The 20,878-nt window shown below is 49.5% G+C and carries 24 protein-coding genes; all 24 read right to left on the reverse strand.

Annotated features, from left to right (window positions below):
• Window positions 1–9: 9 nt before the first annotated feature.
• The 24 genes from R7P35_RS22315 to R7P35_RS22430 all read right to left on the reverse strand — a co-directional run bounded on the left by R7P35_RS22315 (window position 10) and on the right by R7P35_RS22430 (window position 20,660).
• A complete protein-coding gene (locus R7P35_RS22315) occupies window positions 10–2,871 on the reverse strand; it encodes a hypothetical protein (RefSeq protein WP_318092630.1) in 2,862 nt (953 codons plus the stop codon).
• Window positions 2,872–2,935: 64 nt separating this feature from the next.
• A complete protein-coding gene (locus tag R7P35_RS22320) occupies window positions 2,936–5,695 on the reverse strand; it encodes a host specificity factor TipJ family phage tail protein (RefSeq protein ID WP_318092632.1) in 2,760 nt (919 codons plus the stop codon).
• Window positions 5,652–6,107 carry a hypothetical protein gene (locus R7P35_RS22325; RefSeq protein WP_254903824.1) on the reverse strand — a complete coding sequence of 152 codons (456 nt, stop codon included), beginning with the start codon at window positions 6,105–6,107 and terminating at the stop codon, window positions 5,652–5,654. The genes R7P35_RS22320 and R7P35_RS22325 overlap by 44 nt, the downstream gene beginning before the upstream one ends.
• Window positions 6,056–6,508: a DUF1833 family protein gene (locus R7P35_RS22330; protein ID WP_318092634.1), complete on the reverse strand. Its 453-nt coding sequence runs from the start codon at window positions 6,506–6,508 to the stop codon at window positions 6,056–6,058. The genes R7P35_RS22325 and R7P35_RS22330 overlap by 52 nt, the downstream gene beginning before the upstream one ends.
• A 2-nt stretch (window positions 6,509–6,510) precedes the next feature.
• The gene (locus R7P35_RS22335; protein ID WP_140154854.1) at window positions 6,511–7,104 is read right to left on the reverse strand and encodes a hypothetical protein; all 594 of its coding nucleotides are present in this window, start codon (window positions 7,102–7,104) and stop codon (window positions 6,511–6,513) included.
• Window positions 7,104–9,317, reverse strand: coding sequence for a hypothetical protein (locus tag R7P35_RS22340; protein WP_318092635.1), 2,214 nt, complete (start codon window positions 9,315–9,317; stop codon window positions 7,104–7,106). Before R7P35_RS22340 ends, R7P35_RS22335 begins: the two co-directional genes overlap by 1 nt.
• A 252-nt stretch (window positions 9,318–9,569) precedes the next feature.
• Window positions 9,570–9,920 carry a hypothetical protein gene (locus tag R7P35_RS22345; RefSeq protein WP_140154857.1) on the reverse strand — a complete coding sequence of 117 codons (351 nt, stop codon included), beginning with the start codon at window positions 9,918–9,920 and terminating at the stop codon, window positions 9,570–9,572.
• A 42-nt stretch (window positions 9,921–9,962) separates the two neighbouring features.
• On the reverse strand, window positions 9,963–10,673 hold the full coding sequence (locus R7P35_RS22350) for a hypothetical protein (RefSeq protein ID WP_262681529.1): 711 nt from the start codon (window positions 10,671–10,673) through the stop codon (window positions 9,963–9,965).
• 14 nt (window positions 10,674–10,687) lie between these two features.
• Window positions 10,688–11,062, reverse strand: coding sequence for a hypothetical protein (locus R7P35_RS22355; protein WP_182036509.1), 375 nt, complete (start codon window positions 11,060–11,062; stop codon window positions 10,688–10,690).
• The gene (locus R7P35_RS22360; RefSeq protein WP_140154860.1) at window positions 11,059–11,496 is read right to left on the reverse strand and encodes an HK97-gp10 family putative phage morphogenesis protein; all 438 of its coding nucleotides are present in this window, start codon (window positions 11,494–11,496) and stop codon (window positions 11,059–11,061) included. Before R7P35_RS22360 ends, R7P35_RS22355 begins: the two co-directional genes overlap by 4 nt.
• An 18-nt stretch (window positions 11,497–11,514) precedes the next feature.
• Window positions 11,515–11,865 (reverse strand): phage head closure protein, encoded by a 351-nt coding sequence (locus R7P35_RS22365; protein WP_208870953.1) that lies wholly within the window; start codon window positions 11,863–11,865, stop codon window positions 11,515–11,517.
• 6 nt (window positions 11,866–11,871) lie between these two features.
• Window positions 11,872–12,204, reverse strand: a complete 333-nt coding sequence (locus R7P35_RS22370) for a head-tail connector protein (RefSeq protein WP_170903592.1) — start codon at window positions 12,202–12,204, stop codon at window positions 11,872–11,874.
• On the reverse strand, window positions 12,197–12,640 hold the full coding sequence (locus R7P35_RS22375) for a hypothetical protein (protein WP_318092642.1): 444 nt from the start codon (window positions 12,638–12,640) through the stop codon (window positions 12,197–12,199). The genes R7P35_RS22370 and R7P35_RS22375 overlap by 8 nt, the downstream gene beginning before the upstream one ends.
• A gap of 61 nt (window positions 12,641–12,701) precedes the next feature.
• A complete protein-coding gene (locus R7P35_RS22380; protein WP_318092643.1) occupies window positions 12,702–13,904 on the reverse strand; it encodes a phage major capsid protein in 1,203 nt (400 codons plus the stop codon).
• 32 nt (window positions 13,905–13,936) lie between these two features.
• Window positions 13,937–14,551 carry an HK97 family phage prohead protease gene (locus tag R7P35_RS22385; RefSeq protein ID WP_318092644.1) on the reverse strand — a complete coding sequence of 205 codons (615 nt, stop codon included), beginning with the start codon at window positions 14,549–14,551 and terminating at the stop codon, window positions 13,937–13,939.
• Window positions 14,544–15,743 carry a phage portal protein gene (locus R7P35_RS22390; protein WP_318092645.1) on the reverse strand — a complete coding sequence of 400 codons (1,200 nt, stop codon included), beginning with the start codon at window positions 15,741–15,743 and terminating at the stop codon, window positions 14,544–14,546. Before R7P35_RS22390 ends, R7P35_RS22385 begins: the two co-directional genes overlap by 8 nt.
• Entirely contained in the window at window positions 15,736–15,897 is a 162-nt protein-coding gene (locus R7P35_RS22395) for a hypothetical protein (RefSeq protein WP_170890357.1), read from the reverse strand. The genes R7P35_RS22390 and R7P35_RS22395 overlap by 8 nt, the downstream gene beginning before the upstream one ends.
• Window positions 15,894–17,576, reverse strand: a complete 1,683-nt coding sequence (locus R7P35_RS22400; protein ID WP_318092647.1) for a terminase large subunit — start codon at window positions 17,574–17,576, stop codon at window positions 15,894–15,896. The genes R7P35_RS22395 and R7P35_RS22400 overlap by 4 nt, the downstream gene beginning before the upstream one ends.
• A gap of 53 nt (window positions 17,577–17,629) precedes the next feature.
• Entirely contained in the window at window positions 17,630–18,082 is a 453-nt protein-coding gene (locus R7P35_RS22405) for a phage terminase small subunit P27 family (protein ID WP_170903597.1), read from the reverse strand.
• Window positions 18,083–18,429: 347 nt separating this feature from the next.
• Window positions 18,430–18,801 (reverse strand): HNH endonuclease, encoded by a 372-nt coding sequence (locus tag R7P35_RS22410; protein WP_318092649.1) that lies wholly within the window; start codon window positions 18,799–18,801, stop codon window positions 18,430–18,432.
• Between the two features lie 346 nt (window positions 18,802–19,147).
• The gene (locus R7P35_RS22415) at window positions 19,148–19,396 is read right to left on the reverse strand and encodes a hypothetical protein (RefSeq protein WP_170903599.1); all 249 of its coding nucleotides are present in this window, start codon (window positions 19,394–19,396) and stop codon (window positions 19,148–19,150) included.
• Between the two features lie 108 nt (window positions 19,397–19,504).
• On the reverse strand, window positions 19,505–19,822 hold the full coding sequence (locus tag R7P35_RS22420; protein ID WP_170903600.1) for a hypothetical protein: 318 nt from the start codon (window positions 19,820–19,822) through the stop codon (window positions 19,505–19,507).
• 86 nt (window positions 19,823–19,908) lie between these two features.
• The gene (locus tag R7P35_RS22425) at window positions 19,909–20,394 is read right to left on the reverse strand and encodes a hypothetical protein (RefSeq protein WP_217844244.1); all 486 of its coding nucleotides are present in this window, start codon (window positions 20,392–20,394) and stop codon (window positions 19,909–19,911) included.
• Window positions 20,394–20,660, reverse strand: a complete 267-nt coding sequence (locus R7P35_RS22430; RefSeq protein ID WP_170903602.1) for a hypothetical protein — start codon at window positions 20,658–20,660, stop codon at window positions 20,394–20,396. Before R7P35_RS22430 ends, R7P35_RS22425 begins: the two co-directional genes overlap by 1 nt.
• Between the last annotated feature and the right edge of the window lie 218 nt (window positions 20,661–20,878).

Here is a 20,878-nt window from a genome sequence, read left to right on the forward strand (position 1 = left end):
AAGTTTCCCTTAAGCAAAAGCGACTTTTTGTCCGTCCATGTTGAAATCTGCCGGATAGTTTGAGTGGACCCGCATAGCTCCACTGTCATCAAACCAAATCCAGTGCTTGCCTAGCATCATGATTTCTCGGTTAACATCCCACGTTGGTGAAAGCATACCACTCGCATCGCGAGTAAAGTTGCCTTTATGACCCACGCAAGCTCCTAGCAAATACATTTTTCCATCAGACCGAACATGACCAAACTTATTCCCATCTTTTATAGACTGAGGAACATCATAATCGATGAATGTATTATTGCTTTGCTGACTAACTAGTTGCTGCATTTCTGGCAGCGTCCCTTCTGAAGCCAAGTACTCGGAACCGTTAAATGTACAAGACATGATTTTGGCGTCTGCCACACCATAGCCAAGACTAAAAGCTCCATGCCCTACCAGGTCTATCGGATTATAGGTACACGAATTCCACTCTAAGTGCATCAACTTACCACTTCCTAAAGTCCCATCGAACATATCCCAGCCACGGTAAATCCGAGAATGCGTTGCAACAACTCGACTTCTGTAGTTGTTACCAATATGGCCAAACTTCCCGTCATAAAAATGAGTAGAAATTTCCATATTTGATAATCTCAAATCAAAAGCCATTCCTATGCTTTCGCCCAACTGCCCAATTTTTAGGATCACAGGCTGCTCTTTTCTTCTCTGAACAAAATCCCTAAGATCTAAAATAATTGGATTGGACGTCGAACGGTCAAAGGGTTTCGCGTCAAATTTTAATCTTGTCATCCCTTTTACGCCCGTAATGTCGATATCGGAGAATTTGATTCGACGAGGCATTTTTAGTGGTTGGTCTACTTGATATTCATGATCCAGAATATTGACTAGCTCAACATCGTAATCGTGATCAATTGAAAGGTTTCGAACTTCAATCGTCCTCGGCAAATAAAGAGTTCTTGGCTGTAATGGATTGACTCCTCCGCTGTCTCTTACCGCTTGCTCATAGAGATCAATGATATTGAAAGTCTTATCCCCGACCTTATTCGCATTAATACTGACATCATCAACAACCACTTTACCCTTCAGTTCTGCAAAATCACTGCGCAGCGATAGAAGTCTATTATATGTGCCGTTGTACTTGATATTAGTTAGTTTGATTGTTGAGTCTATCGCGCCCGTTCCGAAGGAGAAATCTGAGGCCGTTACCGTTACGTCGTCTACAGTCACATCGGAGACACCAAAATGGCCATGCATCCCTGAGATCGTGCCGCCTTTAACTTTCAAGCCTCGCGAATAGTTACCATCTATCGACTTCCAACCTGTGCCGCAGTTTGGATTATTCACCTCCAAACCCACAACATGGTTGTAAGACAGATCATAACTCACTTGCTTCTCTACATCTTCGATATTGAGAGGGTCACCTAATCCAACGGTGTCCATGTTATCAATGACCACGTTGGCACATAAGGAAACGTTAAATAATGAACGGTACCCTTCTGAAGCAATAAAATCTCGTCTGTCTGTCATCAAGCATGGTGAAACAAAGTGACTCAATGACCGCTTTAAATACCAAATCGCCTGATATGTGTGGTTGATAAGCTCAATTTTTGGTGCCTTTATTTCAAGTTTGCTTTTGGGTAGCTTTCTAAACTCTATCGTTACAGCTTCGCTTGCACTAAAGTCGTGAGTTAAGGTGTAATCAAGTTGGCCATATCGTCTTAAAATACTGACGGAACTCTGTTTGTAAGGGCTAGCTACACCACCCAAGATTCGATATTGATGAATGGTTTGTGATGAAATACGCACATACGAGTTTACATAGTCATCTAATATAGCATCGGGCACAATACCTCTTAAACTGCCTCGGCCCTCTTTCATTAATGCTTTACTAAAGTCGACCTCGGTAAGAACTCGAATGTACTCACCGTCTTCTCGACTGTCTAATGCTTCAATGGCTGCGTTATCAAAATAAAACGTAGCTCCTGAAAAGTCGGCGCTAGTGTAGAGTTTCAGCAAACCATTTCTTAAGGCAAAATGCCCTTTTGCAACGACAGGCTTGTCGAGCTCTCGGGCCTTGTCAAAAGCTTTCTGGAAAGCTTCAAGGTTGTTCAATGCGAGGTCGTGAGCACCAAAGTCTCTAACGTCAATTTCATGCGCAAAGCGATCAGGTAAAGGACGTGGCGTTAAGGTTGACTCTGCTTTAATTTTGGCTTGCTTCTCTACCCATGGCCTTGTCGCTCCAATGGCAGAATCGGCAACAACTTGAGAGTCATCAATCAATGTGATGAGTAAGTGACCATCCGAAGTTTCTACAAAAGATTTAATCGTTATTTGCTCAGAGCCATCAGATAAGTCCCACACTTTTCCGAAAGCGAACAGTTTTGGATACTGCTCATTAGTATTTGGAACAATAACCAGACCTTCAATTAAATCTATTGGTTTTCTTCCATAAATATCTGAAAGAATACCTGATTTATCTGCGGTAAAAGCAATCCAGTCTTCGTTAGGTCCATTTACATCCATCACAACAGGTACTGACTTCGGAAGGTAGGTATGGTTATCGGTCCATCGGCGTTGTTGATTAATATTTGTTTCAGTAACGCCACTCTCCCAAGGTTTTACACCTAATGCTTTAATACTCAGTTCGTTACGCTCGTTGTGCCAATCCTCTCGCAAAGTCGCACTGTCGTTTTCCCATTGCGTTTTCAGTTCAGTAGATTTTTCATCCCACTCACGACTTATTTTGGGGAACGACTTTCGCGAGCCAACAGGGGTAACTACATCTGTATCCTTATGTGCTATTTCATCTACTGATTTGGCAGCACCCTCGTACCTTGTTACCGCAACTTGAGTGCGCTCTTCGATGTTTTGAGTCATGGTTTAACCTCATAAAAAAGCCCAGCGCGATGGCTGGGCATGAGTGATTACTTTTGATTGATGGTTAAGCGTAAGCTTCTACACGCGGATCGTCTTCAACAGCAGCACAACCGACAGAGAACTCCCCTTTTTGCTGCACTTGCATCAGAATGCACTTTTTATACATTCGGTTGGCTTGGCCAAACATGTACTCGCTCGGTTTTTTACCTTGCTCGCCCACCTCATAAATAGGGTGTTTCGGCTCATCAACCAGAATTACGATGTCTTTGGCGGTGGTAGGTTCGACGCGGTACGGGCCATGCACGCCACTATTGTCCAGGTTAAATAAAATGTAGTGGGGCTTCCCTTCCTCCCATTTCAATAGCCCTGACAACTGAAGATAGTGGTTGCCATCTTCCCCCTTCATCTTTTCAATCACCTGACCAGACGCGCCCCACTCCAACGCATCGTGCGCGACGGGAACCATGTCACCGTAATTGGATTCCCAGCCGTCAATGTCGGTAGAGAAATTGATGTTAGTGCGCCGATAAGCTTGCACCGCAGCATGAAACAACGCTTCACGCTTAGCATGTTCCAAGCTAGTAATGAATGGCATTTTTAGCTGTTTCGGGTTGTAACCTGGCTGATTGCTGACGGTGGCCACATAGGTTTCTGATTTTCGCGATTGAGGGTTGAACCACTCCAACTCGATACCATCAAAGTCACCATCTTCGATGTGACTGATATCGGCGCTGAAGCTATCCGGCTCCATGTTCACTGGCGAATACGGTTTACACAATACGCTGCGGGGCTCATCTCGCCACATGCTGACGGTGCCAAAGTCAATGCGTGGATAACTTCGGCCCGCTAACAACAAGGTTTCAATGGCGGCCCAGAACGCGGTGGGCTGATCAAATAACCCATCACAGCGGTCGCCCCGTTCTTCCCATTTTGCGTGGTAGGCCTCAAAGGTCGATAAGTCGATCGCATCATCGGTCAAGGCCGCGCCGTAGACAGAATCGCGACAAGCATCGATGACCGCATGGGCAATCGAACGTGTCGGCAATTCGGCATACTGACCATCACTCTGGCGCACCGGCAAAATACGGGTGCTATCATTCCAGTATTGCTGATTCGCTTGCTGAGATAATGAGTTGGTCGCTTTGATTTTGAGTGTGATGATGGTTTCGGCTTCGTTGACGTAATCATGCTGAATGATGGATTTCAGCCCCATCCATTGGATTTCATCAAACACTTTGGTCGAGTTAGTCACGGTACTGATTCGACGACAACCCACCTCCCAGCGCCCTGGTGCTAATCCCATTTCCTCGCTTAACCATACGGTGAGGCGTTGAGGTGTATTATCACCTTTAGTTAGCAACAGTTTGTGGTATTGATAGGCGTCATTGGTGCCAGCTGGGCGCGCACGAACTTGCCATTCACACGTCCTAGCATTGATATCGCCATTTTTGTTCAACGCCCCCAAGCCACGAGGAAAGATAAAGTCTAAACCCACATCGAGCGCGGTGGCATCACTCGGCACACAGAGAAAATTCCCCACCCATTCCGCCTCGCGATCGCGCTCTAACACTGAAATATCAGCCGTAGGGCTATCAATGCTGCTAAACCCAGACCACCCTACAACTTCTTCAAGCGTGTCTGAAGCAACGAGCGCCAAGGTGCCATTGTTGTCCTTACACACGTACGTGCCGTCGTTGCCAACGGCCTCAAAGATGCGCACATAAACGTTAGACATGGGCTCAAAGCTCGTCACCTCACTTCCGCCATCGGTCTTGACTCGGATTCGATTGCCTGGACGAAACGCCGTCACGATGTAAGTACCCGAATTTACCCCCGCGCCGGTGATCACAATGCGGTCATTATGCGCTAAGGAGCCCCATCCCAACGGGTTTTCAATTTCGTCGGGCAGTTCTTCTGGGTCGATCACATCACCATCGTCCCCCATGTCATGAAAGTGAATATTACCCTCAAAGACTAAGCTTTCTTGTGTGGTAGAGGTGATCACCACATGCTGCCCCGCCTCCCAAGGCCACTTGTCACGACGCCATATTGAGCTGTAATCCCCGTTGCCCGTGTGAATGCTGTATTGTGACCATAGCTCGACCACCTTGCCCCGAAAACGCGCTTCATTACTGGTGGCCGCAGCCACCCAACCGGAAGTCACGCCATCGAGCGTCAAGCCACCTTGGCCATCTGCGCCGCCGACTTCCTTCGAGGTCCAGACAATGTGCGGGAAATGATCCACGACTTGTCCTGGTTGATATACCCGCACCTCGATGTCACCAAATTGGCTTAACGGCGTTTCCCCAATGTAGTGCTCATGAATTTGAAATTTTCCTACCCCCTTGGAAAAGGTTTGGAAGTAGTATTGTTCGTTGTTGTCATACACCCACCAGTTCGGTGCGATAATGTCAGGATAGTGCGGCATTCGGCCAAACTGAACAGGCACAGGGTTGCCTAGCTTTGGCTTGTTCCCTTGCCCGTTGTAGTTGTACACACTACTGGCTTGTTGGGTGTCTTTATTGCCAGAGGTATCTGGCATTTGCGAATAAGAGTAAATAGCCGAGGCTGCCGAGACGGCCAGCGCGGCCCAAATCACCCAGTCCACACCAAACCCGAGCTTTGGCCGAATGCTAATCGCATCAAACTCATTGAGCGTGACGTCCATATCATCAAGCCGGCTAAAATTCAGCGTGGCTTGTAAGTTGGTTGAGACTGGCTTATGAGTAGCAAGCCATTCGGCTAAGTTGGTCCCAACCGGAACGGTGTGAACACGATAATCATCCCGCTTTATCGGGTGTTTGAACTCGATTATGTGCGGCATAACGATAAAACTCCACTGCATTAAAACGACGGTTGAACTGGCTTAAAGGCTCGATCTTGACGGTCGAGCCTAACGTGTGGATCACGTAACCTGGTGACTGTTCGGCGGTATACACCCCACAGTGCCAATGCTGACCACGGGTGGCGACCACCATGCAGCCATGCTCTGGGGCTAGAATGGGCTCGATCAATTCGCCCCGATACTCTCCCAAATGGTGATTAGCTTGTTCGACAGTGACAAACCGATCGGCATGACAGGGCAAGTTCGACAAGTTAAACAGCTGCGCCCAAGCATCACGCACCAACAAAGCGCACCCATCTGGCGGATAATGGCCAGCTGGCAGTTCTCTAAAATGGTCAATCATAGATATTTCAATCCTGGGTGAGTCTTGGTGGTGTAAATGCGACGACAAAAGCGCCGATTGGTTAAGTCCTTCCAGCTGGCCGTCAATGACACTGCCATCGTGGTGATATTAGTGCTCGATGTCGTTAAACGAATGGCCTTGTTCCTGGGCTGGCTTAAATCCGCGTCGTCGTATTCTCGATAGATACAGACAACTGGCGTGATCGGCTCGTACATCTTGGTCGATTCAATCGCTCTCGTAAGCGTTAAATCAGTATTGGGAGCGGCCACGCGCAACGCTTCTTGGCCAGAGGTGTTTTTATCTGGCAGCTGAAACTCAAACTGACCGGCTTTAAAGATCACAATGGTGCCATCTTCCAAGCCAGCTTCGAGGTCGATGCTATCTTTGACATAACGCAACACCCCGCCAGGTAAGGCGGGGTGCTGATACTCTAACGTTGACAGGATCACGGTCAGCTCTCCTTGTCGCTTGGCGTCTTAGCTACGGACAGTGCCACCGATAACGCCGCCTTTTCTAGACCGGACAACGTGTCTCGCGTTAATAGTCTCGCGTTGTAACGTTCTAGGTTGGTTGAGAAGGCTTGAACTTCAGCAATCAAATCCCACGTTGAGGTTCGACGGCGCGGATCTTCTGGGTCTGGATAGACACCAGTTAAGACAAAATCGCTGTCATTACCTGGCGTTTTGATAAACTGCACCTTATGGATGACCAAACGACTGTCACCCGTCAATAGGGGCATGTAACACCATTCAACACCCGCATCGAGCTCCTCATCAATCCACGTTCTAAACGCCTCCATTTGTTCGCCGGTGAACTGAAACTTGAGAGGATAGCGAGACGGGGCCACTCGGGTTCGACGGCGTACCGTCGCTAAGCCCAAATCCATATTCGATTTCACCACCACTTGACCCGTACGGAACTTGTAATTTTCGATGCTGGGCTCTGGCAAAATACCGTTATCAAAATAACTGCATGGATAACGCAAGATATTAGGGTTGAGCTTATCTAACTGCTCTTTGGTTGCCTTGTCTTGGTACATCTGCATTATTTGTAGCCTCCTGGTCTTACGCCAAGTTTTTGCTGAATATAGGAAATGTACTGACCACCGCTATTGGCGTCTTTCATCATGATGGCAATCACTCGCTTCTCTTCATCCACTTCCGCCGTCGTTCCTGGCGGTGCTTCATGAATGACGATATTCCAAGGTTGGGGCGCAACCGCTTGTTGCTGATTACTGTTGCCTACTTCGCCACGCTCAATCATGGATAAAGCCCGCTCATGTCGATCGGCTTCAGCGCGGGTTTGCACCTTTTCCCCACCATCGAGCAACCAGGTGCCCTCTCTTGGGATTCGACCGTTGGTAAATCCGCTCGATCCATCGTGGGCCATGCCCTTCAATTCAGTGCTTTGAATGGTGCTGACAATACTGGCTGTACTGGCTGCAACGGACGCCATCGCAGGGATGTTAGCGGGGAACGGCAAAGCAGCCGCACTGGCTAAACCTTGCTGGATTTTGATGATCGATTCAGCAATCGCAAACGCCTTTGAGGCCGCAAACATGGCTTTGTAAATGCCTGATTGCTCACCTGCAAAGGTTTTGGCCACATCGGACATGCTGCCGAACAAATCCGAGTAGTTGCTGTACTCCGCGGCTTGAGCGGCGGCTCGGGCTTGAGCGGCTTTTTTCTCGATGTCAGTTAGGTTGGTTTGATGTTCCTGCCACAACAACTCACGACTGGCAAAATACTGATCTTCCAGTTCTTGTTGCAGCGTGTGGTTATCCATCGCGGCTTCATACGCCGATTGGAATTGCTCTGACAATCGGCTTTGACGATCCGCATAGGCAAACGCTTCTCTGGCTGCATCGGCTTGGTCGCCTGCGGCATTAATGGCCAAACGGCGCTGCCATTCGGTTTCCAGTAAGGCCGTAGCTTCTCTGAATGCAACCACCGATTTATCTTCTTCGGCTGGCTTGCTTTTCGGATCATCGAGAGGTTTCACACCTGGTGCGTTGTAGTTGATGCCGTTCGCATAGTTCTTCGCTAACTCATCAAACCTTGCTTTGGTGTTTTGATACCATGTTTCAATGCCTTCCGATGGCAGAGGCTCACTGGCCAGATTGCGCAACTCCCAAAGCGCTTCGTTCAGGTCCAGCTTGGTTTGATTAACGGTGGATGCATCAAATAGCTGAGGAGGAGGCATACTAGAGAACTTACGCAACTCCGCCGCCATGTTGGTAGCTTCGTCACTGAAGTTGGCCGCCAGATCGAGCGCGCCCTGCAATGGTGAAACCACCACTTGAAAGATGAACTGCCCCAATTCATGTAAGCCGGTTGTGATGACTTGAGACGCCACCATAAAGCCCAGCTTGAAGCCCTCCCAAGCGACCGATAAGCCTTCAACAATGATTTGCACACCATGTAAGGCATCAGCCATAAAACCAATGCCCTGAGTGGTGCTGTGAATTCCTTCGGCGATCATGTTGTTCATGCCGCCAAATTGCTGTGAGTAATTGACAAACTCATCCGCTAATGCGGCCACAATTGGCGCAAGTTGGGTGGTCAGTTCTTGTTTTAAGGCGGTACTGGTGAGGCCAACTTTGTACATGGCATCGTTGGCCATTTCGACCTTAGCTGCATCGATGCGTGAAAGCGTGATACCTAGGCGGTCTGCTTCGTCAGCCATCGAGCGCAAACCTTCTGATCCACCGGCTAACATGTTCACCATGCCCACGCCTTCCGAATCGAACAACTTAAACGCCAGACGAACACGCTCTGACTGGCTTTCGACTTGGGTAAAGGCGTCAGCCAACACATAAAGCTGCTCATCGGGGGTCATCTCACCGAGCTGCTTCGCGTCCAAGCCAAGTTGTTTCAGTGCGGGCGCAGCTTCACCACTGCCTTGAGCCGCTTCAGCGATTCGACGAGTCATGCGTTGCAGTGACATATCGAGGTTTTTCGCCCCAACACCGGTGAGCTCACTGGCGTGACGGAACTGTGTCAACGCTTCGGTCGAGATACCAATGCGGTCAGCGAACTTGGCCGTTTGGTCAATGATGGCCGCTTGCTGTTTGTACACCAAGGCCAGCGCCCCTGCGGTGGCAGTCGCCGCGGTTGCCGTGGCCGCGGCAGCAATAGAAAATGATCCCCTAACCTGGCTCGACCAGCTTTTCGCCTTTTTGTTCGACTTGTCCAATTCAGACACGAACTGCGCACTATTGGCATAAAGCGCTACCGTTAGTTTGGCTATATCTGACATGGGCAAACTCTTACATCAGAAAACGCTCACAAGCGGCCACTTGTTTGTCGGTGTCTGACAAATCAATGACTGTGGGCGTTTTGGGTTTTGATGGACGTGGGGGCGGGTTGCCCTCTTGTTCGGATTTCAGTAAAAAGTGGGCGCGCCAAAGTGCTATCAATTCGCTATCGGCTTTTCGGTGAATCTCTCGTGGGTCTAGCACCCCGAGCAACTCACCGAGTTGAAAGCAATAGCGAAGGGCGGGATCATCTTCTAGCCTTTTTTTGCCGCTTCTTCGCTCCCTTCGGCCATGTAGTTGACAGCCGTAATGACTCGGATCGCTGACTCTATGGACGTCATGGTTTTCACGGCCAATAGCTCTTTTGGTTTGACGCTTTGCGACATAGGCACGCCGTTATCATCTAGGATGGAATCCAGCACTAATTGCGCAACGGCTTCATTCAACTTATCGACGTCTTGCTCTTCGCTGTATTTTTTACGTTTTTTCTCGTACTGACTAAGACGCTCTGCCGTCATGCGGATGATCTTAAACTCACCGCCTAGCAAAGTGCGGGTGACAGGAACAGGTTGGTCTAGGGAAAGCAGTAAATCTTTTGCGTTCATTTTTATGTGTCCTTATGCCCGCCAAGGGCGGGCAGAATGAGATTAACTAACTGTAAGGGTTGCAGGTTCAGTGGTGACGGAGCCGTAAAGGTTGGTGACAACGGCTTGGTATTGGTTGTTATTTTTCGCCGTGGTGGCAGTCATGCTTAGGGTGTAACCAATCTCCCCTGTAATGTCGGTCCACGATCCACTTGACGTTTTTTCCTGCCATTGCACGCTGACATCATCGTCAGCAGGCTCAAGGGTAAAGCCCACGGCAGCACCATCCGAGGCCGCCACGTCCAAAGGCTGAGTTTCGATGCTTGGCGCTTTTTGGAACCCGCGCACAATACCGTTCTGTTTGCCTGCCACCGTTAAATACATGGCGTTGGTTTTATCTGGCTCTTCGTGAGCCCAGCCACCCAAAACAATGGTCATGAGGGCGTAGCGGTTGTTTGGCCACTCAATCAAAACGGCTTTAGTTTTCTTGCGTTCGGCGTCTTTGAGGAAACCATTCAGATCAGGGTCGGTTTCGCCCGCATCCAAAAATCGAAAGGACTTATCTTCCCCTTCTGACATCTGGGCGAAGTATTTATGGTCCGTGTCGATTAGTCGCGTGATCTGGCTATACGAGGTGGTTTTCCCCGTAACTCCGACTTGGTCGGCGTCTTTTAATAGAACCATTTCCGACAGTTTTGAGCCGACATTTCCCACTTTGAAGCGAGTACCAGCTGGCAACTTGGCGTATTCTGGTTCAGGGATTCCGTTATTCATTGGGGTTCTCCCGATTAATGGTTAATAAAAAAATCTCTGTTGAACTGGTAAGACGTACATTCCCCAGACTCATCGAGTAGTGGCTGTTCAAAACCTCCGCTCAATCGGGCATATTGCACGGGGTAGCCCGACAACAGCCCGTTGAATCCATGAAGTTCAGCGACAATGCTGTCAGCTAAACGCTTGGCTTCGTCGGGGTCTTGGTGGTAGATGGTGAGGCTATAGCTGTCGTCCTTAATGCCTGTTTGCCGCAAATTCCCCTCGACGCTTCCGGGAGTTAAGCAGCGGTAAACTACAGCGTTTTGCGCACTAGGCGGACGATGAAGCCAATAGCAATCCAGCCCAGTTAGTTGACTTAACCAGGCGTTTAACGCACTTTCTAAAGTCATTTGGCTTGCTTCTTAATTGCTTTTTGAATCTCCGTCGCCAATACCGTGCGAAAAGTTCGAACGATCCGGTGGCGGTTTTCATATAAGGCCGGACGCATAAACGGATCAGCGGCCTGCTTGGCCGTGCCATACTCTTGCGCAATGGCTTTTTGGCTATGCTTTTTGGACGGCCCCACTCGGGTGGCTAACGCGTTGTCTTTGCCGCCGTGTTTGCTGTCCAGTTTTTTGGTGCTGATCTTGATGCTGTCACGCATGTGCTCACCATCAGGGCTATCGGAGTTATAACCTGCTCCCATCGCCATAGAGAGCTGAACACCGCCCATTGCTTCTCGGCTGGCTTTACGCAACGCCTTTAATCCGGCCTTTTGGCCAAGTTCGGTTAACGCTTTTTCCAGCTCTTTCAAGCCAGATACACTCCAACTATCAAGCTGCATGGTGTGCACTCCTTTCAGTTACGGAACGGGTTTTATTGCTGGCGGTGACGATTTCGGATTGGAGTCTGCATCGAGAATGATTTGGCGACGTTGAGGGTCAGCGTCGTCTACGGCGGTGATTTTCATCCAGCGACCTCGCCACTGTATCCAGTAGTTTGGCTCGATGTTTTCACGCCATCGAAGCCGCCACTGATACACGTTGAGAGCTTTCTCACGGTCATTGCTTGCGCTTTGACTCCCCGAACTGGAAAGCAACTCCGCCCACGGGGTCGCCATCCGTTCCAGCTGAACCGTAGGCGCACCGTTAGCACTTTTACCATCAACGGTGCGATACAGTGTTAAACGTTGATTGAGTTTGCCTGCTTGCATACGCCCTCACAGGTTGATATCGCGATCAAAATCCAATAAAAAGCTCACGCCGAGAGGAAGGGTTTTAACGCTGCTTTCTGTCACCGCTTCTCGATGCGCAAACCAGTGGCCAATTAACAACAACACCGCCAGTTCTGTGTCCTCTCTGGCCACAAAAGCATTTTCTGGCACTAACTCTGGGTCTTGCGGCACTTCCTCTTGGGTCCAGTAGACGGGACGATTGAGGTAGTTCTCAACGGCTCGCTTAGCCGCCGACAAGTAGAGAGTGAGCTGCTGATCATGCTCGGTGATGTCGTCATCGATACTGCACTGGTTTTTTACCTTAACCAGATCAAGCATCGGCTTTTACCGCCGTGCCATTCTCAATAAGGCGCTGCGCCTCTTTCTCTGAGCACGGATACAGATCGTTAATCGTGAAAGAACGCTGTTTCAGTGAATCCCAAAGTGGCATTTTCAGCTTTACTTTAACCTCGGTGTTTGATGCTTCAGGCGGCGTTGGTGAGGCTTGACTCTGCTGAACTTGAGGCTCTGGTTCTGGATCTTTCGGTGATTTGGCGTCACCTTGCGTTTGAGTTTGCTGAACTTGAGGCTCTGGTTCCGGATCTTTCGGTGATTTGGCGTCACCTTGCGTTTGAGTTTGCTGATCAGAGGGTTCTGACGTCGCCCCCTCTTGCGTGGTTGCGTCGATTGGCGCTTTCACTTCTGAGGTTGTTGCTGAATCTTTGGTGTTCTCTTTCGCTTTTGCAGCGGGCGTTTTGGCTTTGGTGGTTGCCATGGTCTATTCCTTCTTACATGAAAAAGCCCACCGTTTGGTGGGCTCATTCTGAGGGTGATAATTAAGCCGCAGCGTGTTCTAGCGCGGCAATAGCTGCAACGTCTTCCAACAGGACATCAAAGCGGTGGAAGCCAATGAAGCCCATCTGATCGAATTCAGCGTAACGCTCGGTCAAGCGGCGCAGGTTCATGTACGCCACACGGCGTAGCACGACCGATAACCAATCACCATAGAACACTGACTTATTGCTTGCGCCCGCTTTAGCGATGCCTTGGTCAATCACGTACTCATCACCATCAATGGTGGCTGGCGCAACACCGGCAATCGCAGGCAACCACAACGGACGGCCGTTCGCGTCATTCATCAGCTTGAAGCCTTTGAACGTGTCATCATTGAACGCCCAACGCGTATTGGGACCATTGCGATAAGCTGGGTCCACTTTGTGTTTTAGGTTGATCAAGTCGGCGTAAGATACCCCGCTAACAGCTGCCGCTTGATGGGTCAATTGCACCTGCTTATTGAGGCCGTTTAGGTTATTGCCTTGACCATCCCCCGTAATAATTTGACTTGCTTCTAGACGGCCCAAACGCTGACCGATACGACGCGCAACAAACGCATCGACATCGATCATGCTGTCTTGCAGGAGCTCATTCGATACCAGGACGATTTTAGAGCTGCCTTTCTTCGCGCCAATCTCAACTTGACTGAAGTTCGGATCGCCCTTACCCGCCTCTTGGTTTTCTGCCAGCATTTCACCGATTTCAGTACGGCCATCGGACACCGCCCACGGCATCGCACGACCATCTTGAGTAGGAATAACCTGACAGACGTTCGCAATACCACCGTACGCCGCCATGTTTTCAACGACACGATTCACAAAGTTTTTCGGGACGGTAAAGCCACCACTAGAGCCAGTGGTCGTACCTAATGCACGCAGTTGGGCTTTGTCTTCTTGCGATAGCTCCGCAAAACCATGACGCAGATAATTAGTAAAGGCTTCAGCTTGACGCTGCTCGGTTGGGGACTCTTCTGGGTTATTTGGGTTTTGGTTGTTGTCATCACGAACAAAGCGCTCGTCTTGTGCGCGAAGCTGATCTTCACGTTCAATTTGTGAATCTAAACCTTCCAATTCTGACGTCATATCACGCCATTGGGTGGTTTCGTCATCCGTGAACGCGCGTTTTTCGTCTTTCGCCTTGTCGTTTAACTCACGCATTTGGCGCGCGATCGTGTCACGTTTTTTCTTCATTTCATGGTATTTCATTCAACTTTCTCCGGTTTGAGTAATGAAAGGTTTTACAGGGTTTGCAACAACCGATCGCGGTACTGCTGCTCTTGATGCTGCGCCAATTGGCGCTGTTCTTCACTGTCGTCAGTACAAGCCGCGCGCGCTTCTTCAAGGGCTCGGGTACTGGCTTCGGTGTCGTTGTAAGCTGGATAGGTCACTGGGCTGACATCCAACAATTTTGAAACGCGAGTGATGGTGCGGACATATACCCCATCATCATCCTCATCCCATCGATATCCGTCTGAAGGTAAACGAAACGCAAATGAGCTTTGGCTGACGTCGCCACGGTCCATTGGTTCGATCACCATGTCTCGCACCGTTTGGGTGTCTGGCGGGGTGATCTCGTAACGTAAACCAACCTCATCAACGGTCAGTGTGAGCGTGCCCGCTTTGGTTCGGCCTAGGACAAAATTGCGGTCATGGTTAAACAGGGCGCGAACGTCATCGTCCAGAACGTCATCAAACGCACCAGGGGCGATCACTTCGACAAAACCGCCAAGGTTGTTACTGCGAGTGTTGAACTTGGCCGCGTATCCGACGATACGTAGCCCCTCTCCGTCCTCCCGTTTTTCAACTTTGATTTCATCACTGCGGATAAAAATCTCATTGAGGTTTTTACTCATTAGGTTTGGCCTCTTTTGTTTGAAGATCGGCGCTGAGCAAATAGGTATCCAACCCATCGGCTTGGTTCATATCTTCCAGTTCTCGTACTTGGTTGCGGGTCATCCAGCCATCACGAATGGCTTTCGAATAGAATTCAGCACGCTCTTGGGCGGTGCCGCGTAACAGACCATTTAGGTTGAACTTGACGTAATACCCAGCCCGTCGTTCTTGCTCAGTGAATAGTTTCCGGTTGAGCTCCTGCTCCCACTTCACTACCCACGGGATCATGGTGTGACGAACGAACTGAATGGCTTGTTCTGAGATATTGGAAAAGGTGGCTTTTTCCAGGTCGTTAATCATGTGTGCCGGCACGTTGTAAATGCCGGCTACTTCAGAACGACTGAATTTTCGGGTTTCTAAGAACTGCGCATCTTCTGGCGGAATGGTGATCGACTGATACGCGAGCTCAGATGGTAAGAACAACGTTTTATTGTCGTTACTTTGCATCTCCGTTTTGGACGTTCGCCAACGGTCGAGCAAGCGTTTCCAACTCTTTTCCTCCAATTGCGATTTGACCGAGACAATGCCCGTTGGCTTGCCCCCACTTCGAAAGAACTGGTTGCCATAACCTTGGGTTTCTAGGCCAAGCGCAAACGCCTCTCGACATTGGGTAATAGGACTTTTACCGACTTTGCCATCAGAGCCAATCGCTTTAATGTGAATCATGTCTTCAGGACTGACCGCCCTAGCCCGCGCATCATCTGCGGTGACTGCGTAGGTATGACGCCCTGAAGTAGTTTTGACTAAGTTGGATTCCCAAGGTCGAATCAATCCAAGTTCGCGCACTTCCCCCGAACGAGGATGACGCACAATCTCGGTGTAGTGGTTGCCCCAGCCGCTAACGTGAACCATGCCGGATTCGCGCCAGTCATAACTGGTTTGAAATGGGTTCGGCTCATCGTGAAGCAGGTAATAAACAGGGTGATCCGTGGCGCGAGAAACAACGCCTTTGGCATCACGGCGCATGACATGCAAAGGCAGCTGGCCCATAGAGCGGCCAAGTACGCCAATACAGGAATACACCGCCGACAAGCCCATGGCGGATTCCACACTTACCCCAGAGCTGCCACCCCAATCGGCTGCATCGAGCTCGGACAAGGGAACAGATGGGTCTTCTGGGTTTGAGCGGGTTTCAAACAGCAAATCAAGCATGGCGGCCCCCTAGTTTTCTTAATGCCAATAAGGCAAAAATCAACAGCATGGTTCCGCCAAACATTAAGGTGGCCGACAACCCGAATTTGAGATAAACCCCACTCAGCAACGCGGCAAAACCCGCGAGGCCGATCAGGTTGAGTATGTATGTCACAGGTATAAATCCTCATCATCTAGATCGTCGAATGGGTCAAAGGTTTCCGTTGCCAGGTGCGCGCGATAAACCGCCATGATCAACGCCACCGCACCATCAATTTTCTGGTCTGGTTTGTCTTTGCGTGGAAAGTGGTTTTCGTTGGCATCTGGCTTGCTGACAACGTTGCTCATCATCCAAGTGAGCACGGGGTTTCCGTCATGGTGAACACGCCCCGCTTTTAACGCGGCTTCGAGTTCAATCATGCCCGGTGATAAGTGCGCCGTGGTTTGCGGCACTTTGACGGCGGTAATGCCCGCCGCGGTAAGTTCTTGCGCAAGCTGGGTGGAACCCCACGGATCGTGAGGTACTTCGCGCACTTCAAACTCATCAGAAAAGTTCTGAATATCTTCCCCAATCTCGTTAAAATCCACCTCGGCACCGTCAGTGGAGATCAGCGCACTGCCACCACTGTTTGGCCATGGCGTGCCCACCCATTTCTGATAAACCTTGCGGTTTTTGGTATCTGGGTCGAACACGGTATCTTCTGGCAAGTAGTGTTTGGAGAAGATGTAAAAATGCAGCTGGCCTTTGTCATCCTTGCGAGTGAACAGCATGATCTGGCTACAGATATCAATCTTTGATGCCAAGTCGAGCGACAACCAACATGAGCTGTCTTTGAAATCCTCTATCGATAGGCTGGTATCTTCGGCAGCTTTCCAATCTTCCATATTGAAGAAAGCAAGCGATGCGGACACCCACCGATTGAGGTGTTTGGTTTTGAACGTGTTGGCATAGCGCGGGTTACGAATAGCGCGCATTTGCTGACTGCGCAGCCAATCTTCATCCACGGACACGCCCAGGTTAGGGTTGGCTTTGGCTAGAACGGCGGGGTCTGTCCAATCGTCGTCTTCATCAATGGTGTAGATGATGCCAAAGATCTCGTCGTCATCGGTCGTGCCTTCTAAGATTTTGACGACGTCGTCGTGCAAGTCTTTACAAGGACCAGCGATGTTATAGCCCGAGGTGGTGATCACGAAGATAAGCGGTTGTTCACGTGCCCCCATACCTGTTGACATAGTGTCATACAGTTCGGGACCATCATGCTCGTGATACTCATCGACGATGGCACAATGTGGGCTTGAACCGTCGCCAGGGTCACCGATCACCGGTTCGAAAATGCTGCCGTCTGGCCGTTCCATTTTCTTGGCCATGACGTCAATCAAGAACGAACGCCGAAGGTTTGGCAGCGCTTCGGCCATCTTCTTCGCTGGCTTGAATACCTCCCAAGCCTGTTTCTCTGTGGTGGCACCACAGTAAACCTCTGCGCCGTATTCGTTATCTGGCGCAAACATCCAAAGACCATTGCCCGCAGCGATGATGCTTTTTCCGTTCTTTCGTGGCACTTCGACGTAAGCCACTCTGAAGCGGCGGCGCTTGTCTTTCTTTCGTTCCCAACCATAGAGAACGGCATGAATGAACAATTGCCAGGGCTCTAACTTGATGCGCCGGTCTTTTAATGGCTTCTTCGCCCATTTGCCTTTGGTGTGAGGAAGAAGTTGAATGAATCGACAAACCGCCTCGGCTTTGTCTTTGTTAAATCGGTACGGATAGGCTTTGCTTTTGCTCTTTTCGATATCATCCAGATGACGTTGACACGCCTGGATAACATACTTACAAGCAACGATCCGACCGCTCACCACGTCACGCGCATACTTTGCGGCGGCGTTTACGTTCGGATACTTAGCCATACTTATCTCGCTGGTAAGAATTCGTTGAATTCGTTTTCGTTGCCGTCCTTACTACCGCCTCCACCGCCTGTCATTCTTCGCATGGATAACGGGTCGAGCCCCAACAAGCTACCAATACGCACCATCGCCGATAGTGCATCTTGGCGAACGTTGACGCTCGGGTTTTTCTTTGGCCCACCTTTTGGCGTGTTGACCGTTAATCCTTTCTCGCTAATTTCTCGCTCTGCTTCGAGATACAAAGAAAAGCTGTTGCAGTACGCCAACAACAACGGGAAGTGATCGACGGTTAAAATCTGGCGCTCGATCAAAACCTTGGATTGCGTTTTCCAAATCAAGACCGCGTCATCATCGCGCAACTCATCCGGTGGCGGTGCTTTGGTCATGACTTCATGGGCAGGCGCGGAGGGAAGCGTATTCTTACCACTCTTACGTCCGCCCCCTGCTGCTCTCACCATTGTGAAAACCTCATTTTTTATTGTGACGAGTCACGATCAGGATCGGGTGATAAAAAAGATCCTTATTTATCGCGAATAAAAATTTGTCTGGGGCTGCGGTACCTATCGAAAGGGTCGTAGAGATTTACCCCACCCCCCATGGTCTGAGAACGGGAACAACAAGCGAACTAAAACCGCCTTGAAGCCTTTTTGATTCTGGGATTGAGGTAGCATCACCTTGATACCTTTTCGTGCTGTCTGTGCGACTTTGAGAGGGTCTGGTTGTGTGCCAAAGGTTCAGCAAAACAACACCAGAGTTTTTAAGTAAATTGGTACCCAAAACGCCCATTTGATCTGCAAAACGATCATTATTTGCTGTTTCGAATGGGTGCTTTCGTTCTTTCTCGTGCAGTTTTCGCTTTGTGGCATGGCCGACATAACGCCTCCAAGTTGCTATCTTCATCCGTTCCACCATGTTCCTTGGCTATGATATGGTCCACATCACGAGCCGGCACGGCACGACCATCACGCAAGCAGCATTGGCATAGGTACTTATCTCGTCTCATTATTCTGGTTCGGAGCTTATCCCAATCACTGCCATAGCCACGCTCATGGCGGCTGCGTCCTGCTTGGTGCACTTCCCAACCAGTGTGACGATGCTTGTCACAGTAACCACTCTTGTCATTAGTCAGGCCACCGCAATGGGGATGACGACAAGGCTTAGGGGTTCGTGGAGGCATAACAAAATATCCTTTGAATACTCACTAAATACACAAAGGATATTTAAAAAGGGTCACCGCCGTGGGCACTGCTGTTTAATGGCCGAAGCCTGGCGACGCTCGACGACGTCGCAAGTCACTAGCACTACGTTGCCTTTGGCGGTGTTAGAACTGGCTTTAAGGCAGCCAGTAGCCTTGGGTCACTTATCTTGTAGCTAACTTATGCACTATCGGGCGCTAACCGATCCTTATCCCTTCCTCTCGGATACATGCGGGATTCGTCGCGATCACATGCTGACTTAACTGATAACAAGTGCAGCCAGTAACAACACTCGGCAACTATCTGGAATTACCGGATAGTTGAAACCTAGCCAGGATTAGCTTGGTGATAGTCAATGCAGCTATTCAAGTCCTCGATATACAACTGCATATTGGTCACTGACCTTTTCGGGTAGTAGATACCCTCACCGTCAACTTCATACCACTCAAGTTGCGGTGCGGTTGGTTTGCAATCTACAAAATCAGGACTGGCCATCATCGTCGTTGATTGACACGCGGCCATCGCTAGGACCGAACCGATCAGCATGACTATTCGTTGGGTCTTCCTTAATTTCATTCTGACGGCCCTCTCTGTCTTTCTTCTTCGACTTAGCTCGGTGACGGTCTAACTCATAAAAGAATCGTTCGAGCATGACTGGCACTAAGCTAAGCCAGCTCGGCACCTTCATGTTTTGACTCGCTTGATATGCTTCGGGTCATTCCATGCTTCATTGGCGGCCTTACCTTTATTGGCTGCCAGAAACTCAAGAAGATCAATCAACCAATTGGGTAGCTTTGCCATCCACTCAGGCGGGATGAGCTGGCGAACTTGGGACCAAACCACCAAAAGGGCAGACACCCAAGCGGCAATGACCTTACCGTGCTCACCAAACGCCGCTACCAAAAAGGCAAACCAATCAAATGGTGGCACCTCCGGAACAGCACCACTTGCGATAGCGGCAGGGCCGATCAACAAGAACGCCACCATAAACAGATATTTCATGTCGGCTTTACTCCTCTATATATAGAAAAGGCAGCCATCATGGCCGCCCTGTTAATGCACCAAACTTGGTGCATGATGATTCCTGCTTAACAATCCAGTACCTCAAGCGGGAAATTCTCTTTGAACTCTTCAACAGTGCCCGCACCCAAATGGGTGTTGTAATGGTCTTTCCAATACTGAGCCAAGCCATCAATATCACCGGCTTTCGGTAACGCGGGCTTTTTTCGAAGATAGTGAACACGGCACATGGCTACCGCGAACGATAAGTTGGTGATCAACTGAGTAACGTCTGGGCGCATGTCATCATCCAAACTCGCCATACTAGATAGCTCAGTGATTTGGTTGGCCAGCTTGCGCTTGTAAGCTAGGTAGTTATCCCAAATGTCTTGATACGTTGCAGGTTCCATCTGGATAAAGCCAAGCGCTGGACCATTGCCTAGTTGCTTTAGGTATTTGGCGTGGCTTTCTTGGTAAATCGTGCCAACGATAAGCTGTTCAGCTGATCGGCTGTATAGTCCCAACTGCTTCAAAGTAGGGCGAATCACTAACGTGACTAACTGCTTAGGGTCCATCAAGAAACCTCTCTTTTCTGGCGTTTCTTATCGAAATGCACATAGATATCGAAGACAAGGCGACCAGCTATAACGAGCAAGCCACCCAATGAGATTAAGTTCGCGGTGGTGATTTCTGGGGATGATGCCGCCGTTTCAGCGGCTTGCTGGGCCTTAGCGGCGACTTCATTACTAAAGACGCTAACGCTAGTGCCGCCCCCGTAGGCAATCAGGCGGCCTTTCCACTCTTGGAAGCTTTCAAAAAGATTTGCGATTAGGTTTGGCATAGGCTTTAGATATAAAAAAACCCGCTACCAGAGTGATAGCGGGTTGGAAAAAATGCTTTTCAATATTCAACGTCAGTTGGCTAGGCGACCCCGGCTTAAAGGGTCTTTGTGATTCCCAATAAAGACACGAAAACCACAATGCATATAAACATACTCAAAACCCTGACCGCTTTCAAGTCATTTTGTGGTAAAAATATTAAAAACTGTCGTTTTGTGGT

Origin of the sequence: Vibrio sp. Vb0304, from assembly GCF_033338995.1 — a bacterium.
Lineage (GTDB): Bacteria > Pseudomonadota > Gammaproteobacteria > Enterobacterales > Vibrionaceae > Vibrio > Vibrio alginolyticus.

Coding starts and splice junctions, on each gene's coding strand:
- R7P35_RS22315 (WP_318092630.1), bottom strand. CDS start 2,871: ATGACTCAAAACATCGAAGAGCGCACTCAAGTTGCGGTAACAAGGTAC.
- R7P35_RS22320 (WP_318092632.1), bottom strand. CDS start 5,695: ATGCCGCACATAATCGAGTTCAAACACCCGATAAAGCGGGATGATTAT.
- R7P35_RS22335 (WP_140154854.1), bottom strand. CDS start 7,104: ATGCAGATGTACCAAGACAAGGCAACCAAAGAGCAGTTAGATAAGCTC.
- R7P35_RS22340 (WP_318092635.1), bottom strand. CDS start 9,317: ATGTCAGATATAGCCAAACTAACGGTAGCGCTTTATGCCAATAGTGCG.
- R7P35_RS22345 (WP_140154857.1), bottom strand. CDS start 9,920: ATGAACGCAAAAGATTTACTGCTTTCCCTAGACCAACCTGTTCCTGTC.
- R7P35_RS22350 (WP_262681529.1), bottom strand. CDS start 10,673: ATGAATAACGGAATCCCTGAACCAGAATACGCCAAGTTGCCAGCTGGT.
- R7P35_RS22355 (WP_182036509.1), bottom strand. CDS start 11,062: ATGACTTTAGAAAGTGCGTTAAACGCCTGGTTAAGTCAACTAACTGGG.
- R7P35_RS22360 (WP_140154860.1), bottom strand. CDS start 11,496: ATGCAGCTTGATAGTTGGAGTGTATCTGGCTTGAAAGAGCTGGAAAAA.
- R7P35_RS22365 (WP_208870953.1), bottom strand. CDS start 11,865: ATGCAAGCAGGCAAACTCAATCAACGTTTAACACTGTATCGCACCGTT.
- R7P35_RS22370 (WP_170903592.1), bottom strand. CDS start 12,204: ATGCTTGATCTGGTTAAGGTAAAAAACCAGTGCAGTATCGATGACGAC.
- R7P35_RS22375 (WP_318092642.1), bottom strand. CDS start 12,640: ATGGCAACCACCAAAGCCAAAACGCCCGCTGCAAAAGCGAAAGAGAAC.
- R7P35_RS22380 (WP_318092643.1), bottom strand. CDS start 13,904: ATGAAATACCATGAAATGAAGAAAAAACGTGACACGATCGCGCGCCAA.
- R7P35_RS22385 (WP_318092644.1), bottom strand. CDS start 14,551: ATGAGTAAAAACCTCAATGAGATTTTTATCCGCAGTGATGAAATCAAA.
- R7P35_RS22390 (WP_318092645.1), bottom strand. CDS start 15,743: ATGCTTGATTTGCTGTTTGAAACCCGCTCAAACCCAGAAGACCCATCT.
- R7P35_RS22405 (WP_170903597.1), bottom strand. CDS start 18,082: ATGGTGAGAGCAGCAGGGGGCGGACGTAAGAGTGGTAAGAATACGCTT.
- R7P35_RS22410 (WP_318092649.1), bottom strand. CDS start 18,801: ATGCCTCCACGAACCCCTAAGCCTTGTCGTCATCCCCATTGCGGTGGC.
- R7P35_RS22415 (WP_170903599.1), bottom strand. CDS start 19,396: ATGAAATTAAGGAAGACCCAACGAATAGTCATGCTGATCGGTTCGGTC.
- R7P35_RS22420 (WP_170903600.1), bottom strand. CDS start 19,822: ATGAAATATCTGTTTATGGTGGCGTTCTTGTTGATCGGCCCTGCCGCT.
- R7P35_RS22425 (WP_217844244.1), bottom strand. CDS start 20,394: ATGGACCCTAAGCAGTTAGTCACGTTAGTGATTCGCCCTACTTTGAAG.
- R7P35_RS22430 (WP_170903602.1), bottom strand. CDS start 20,660: ATGCCAAACCTAATCGCAAATCTTTTTGAAAGCTTCCAAGAGTGGAAA.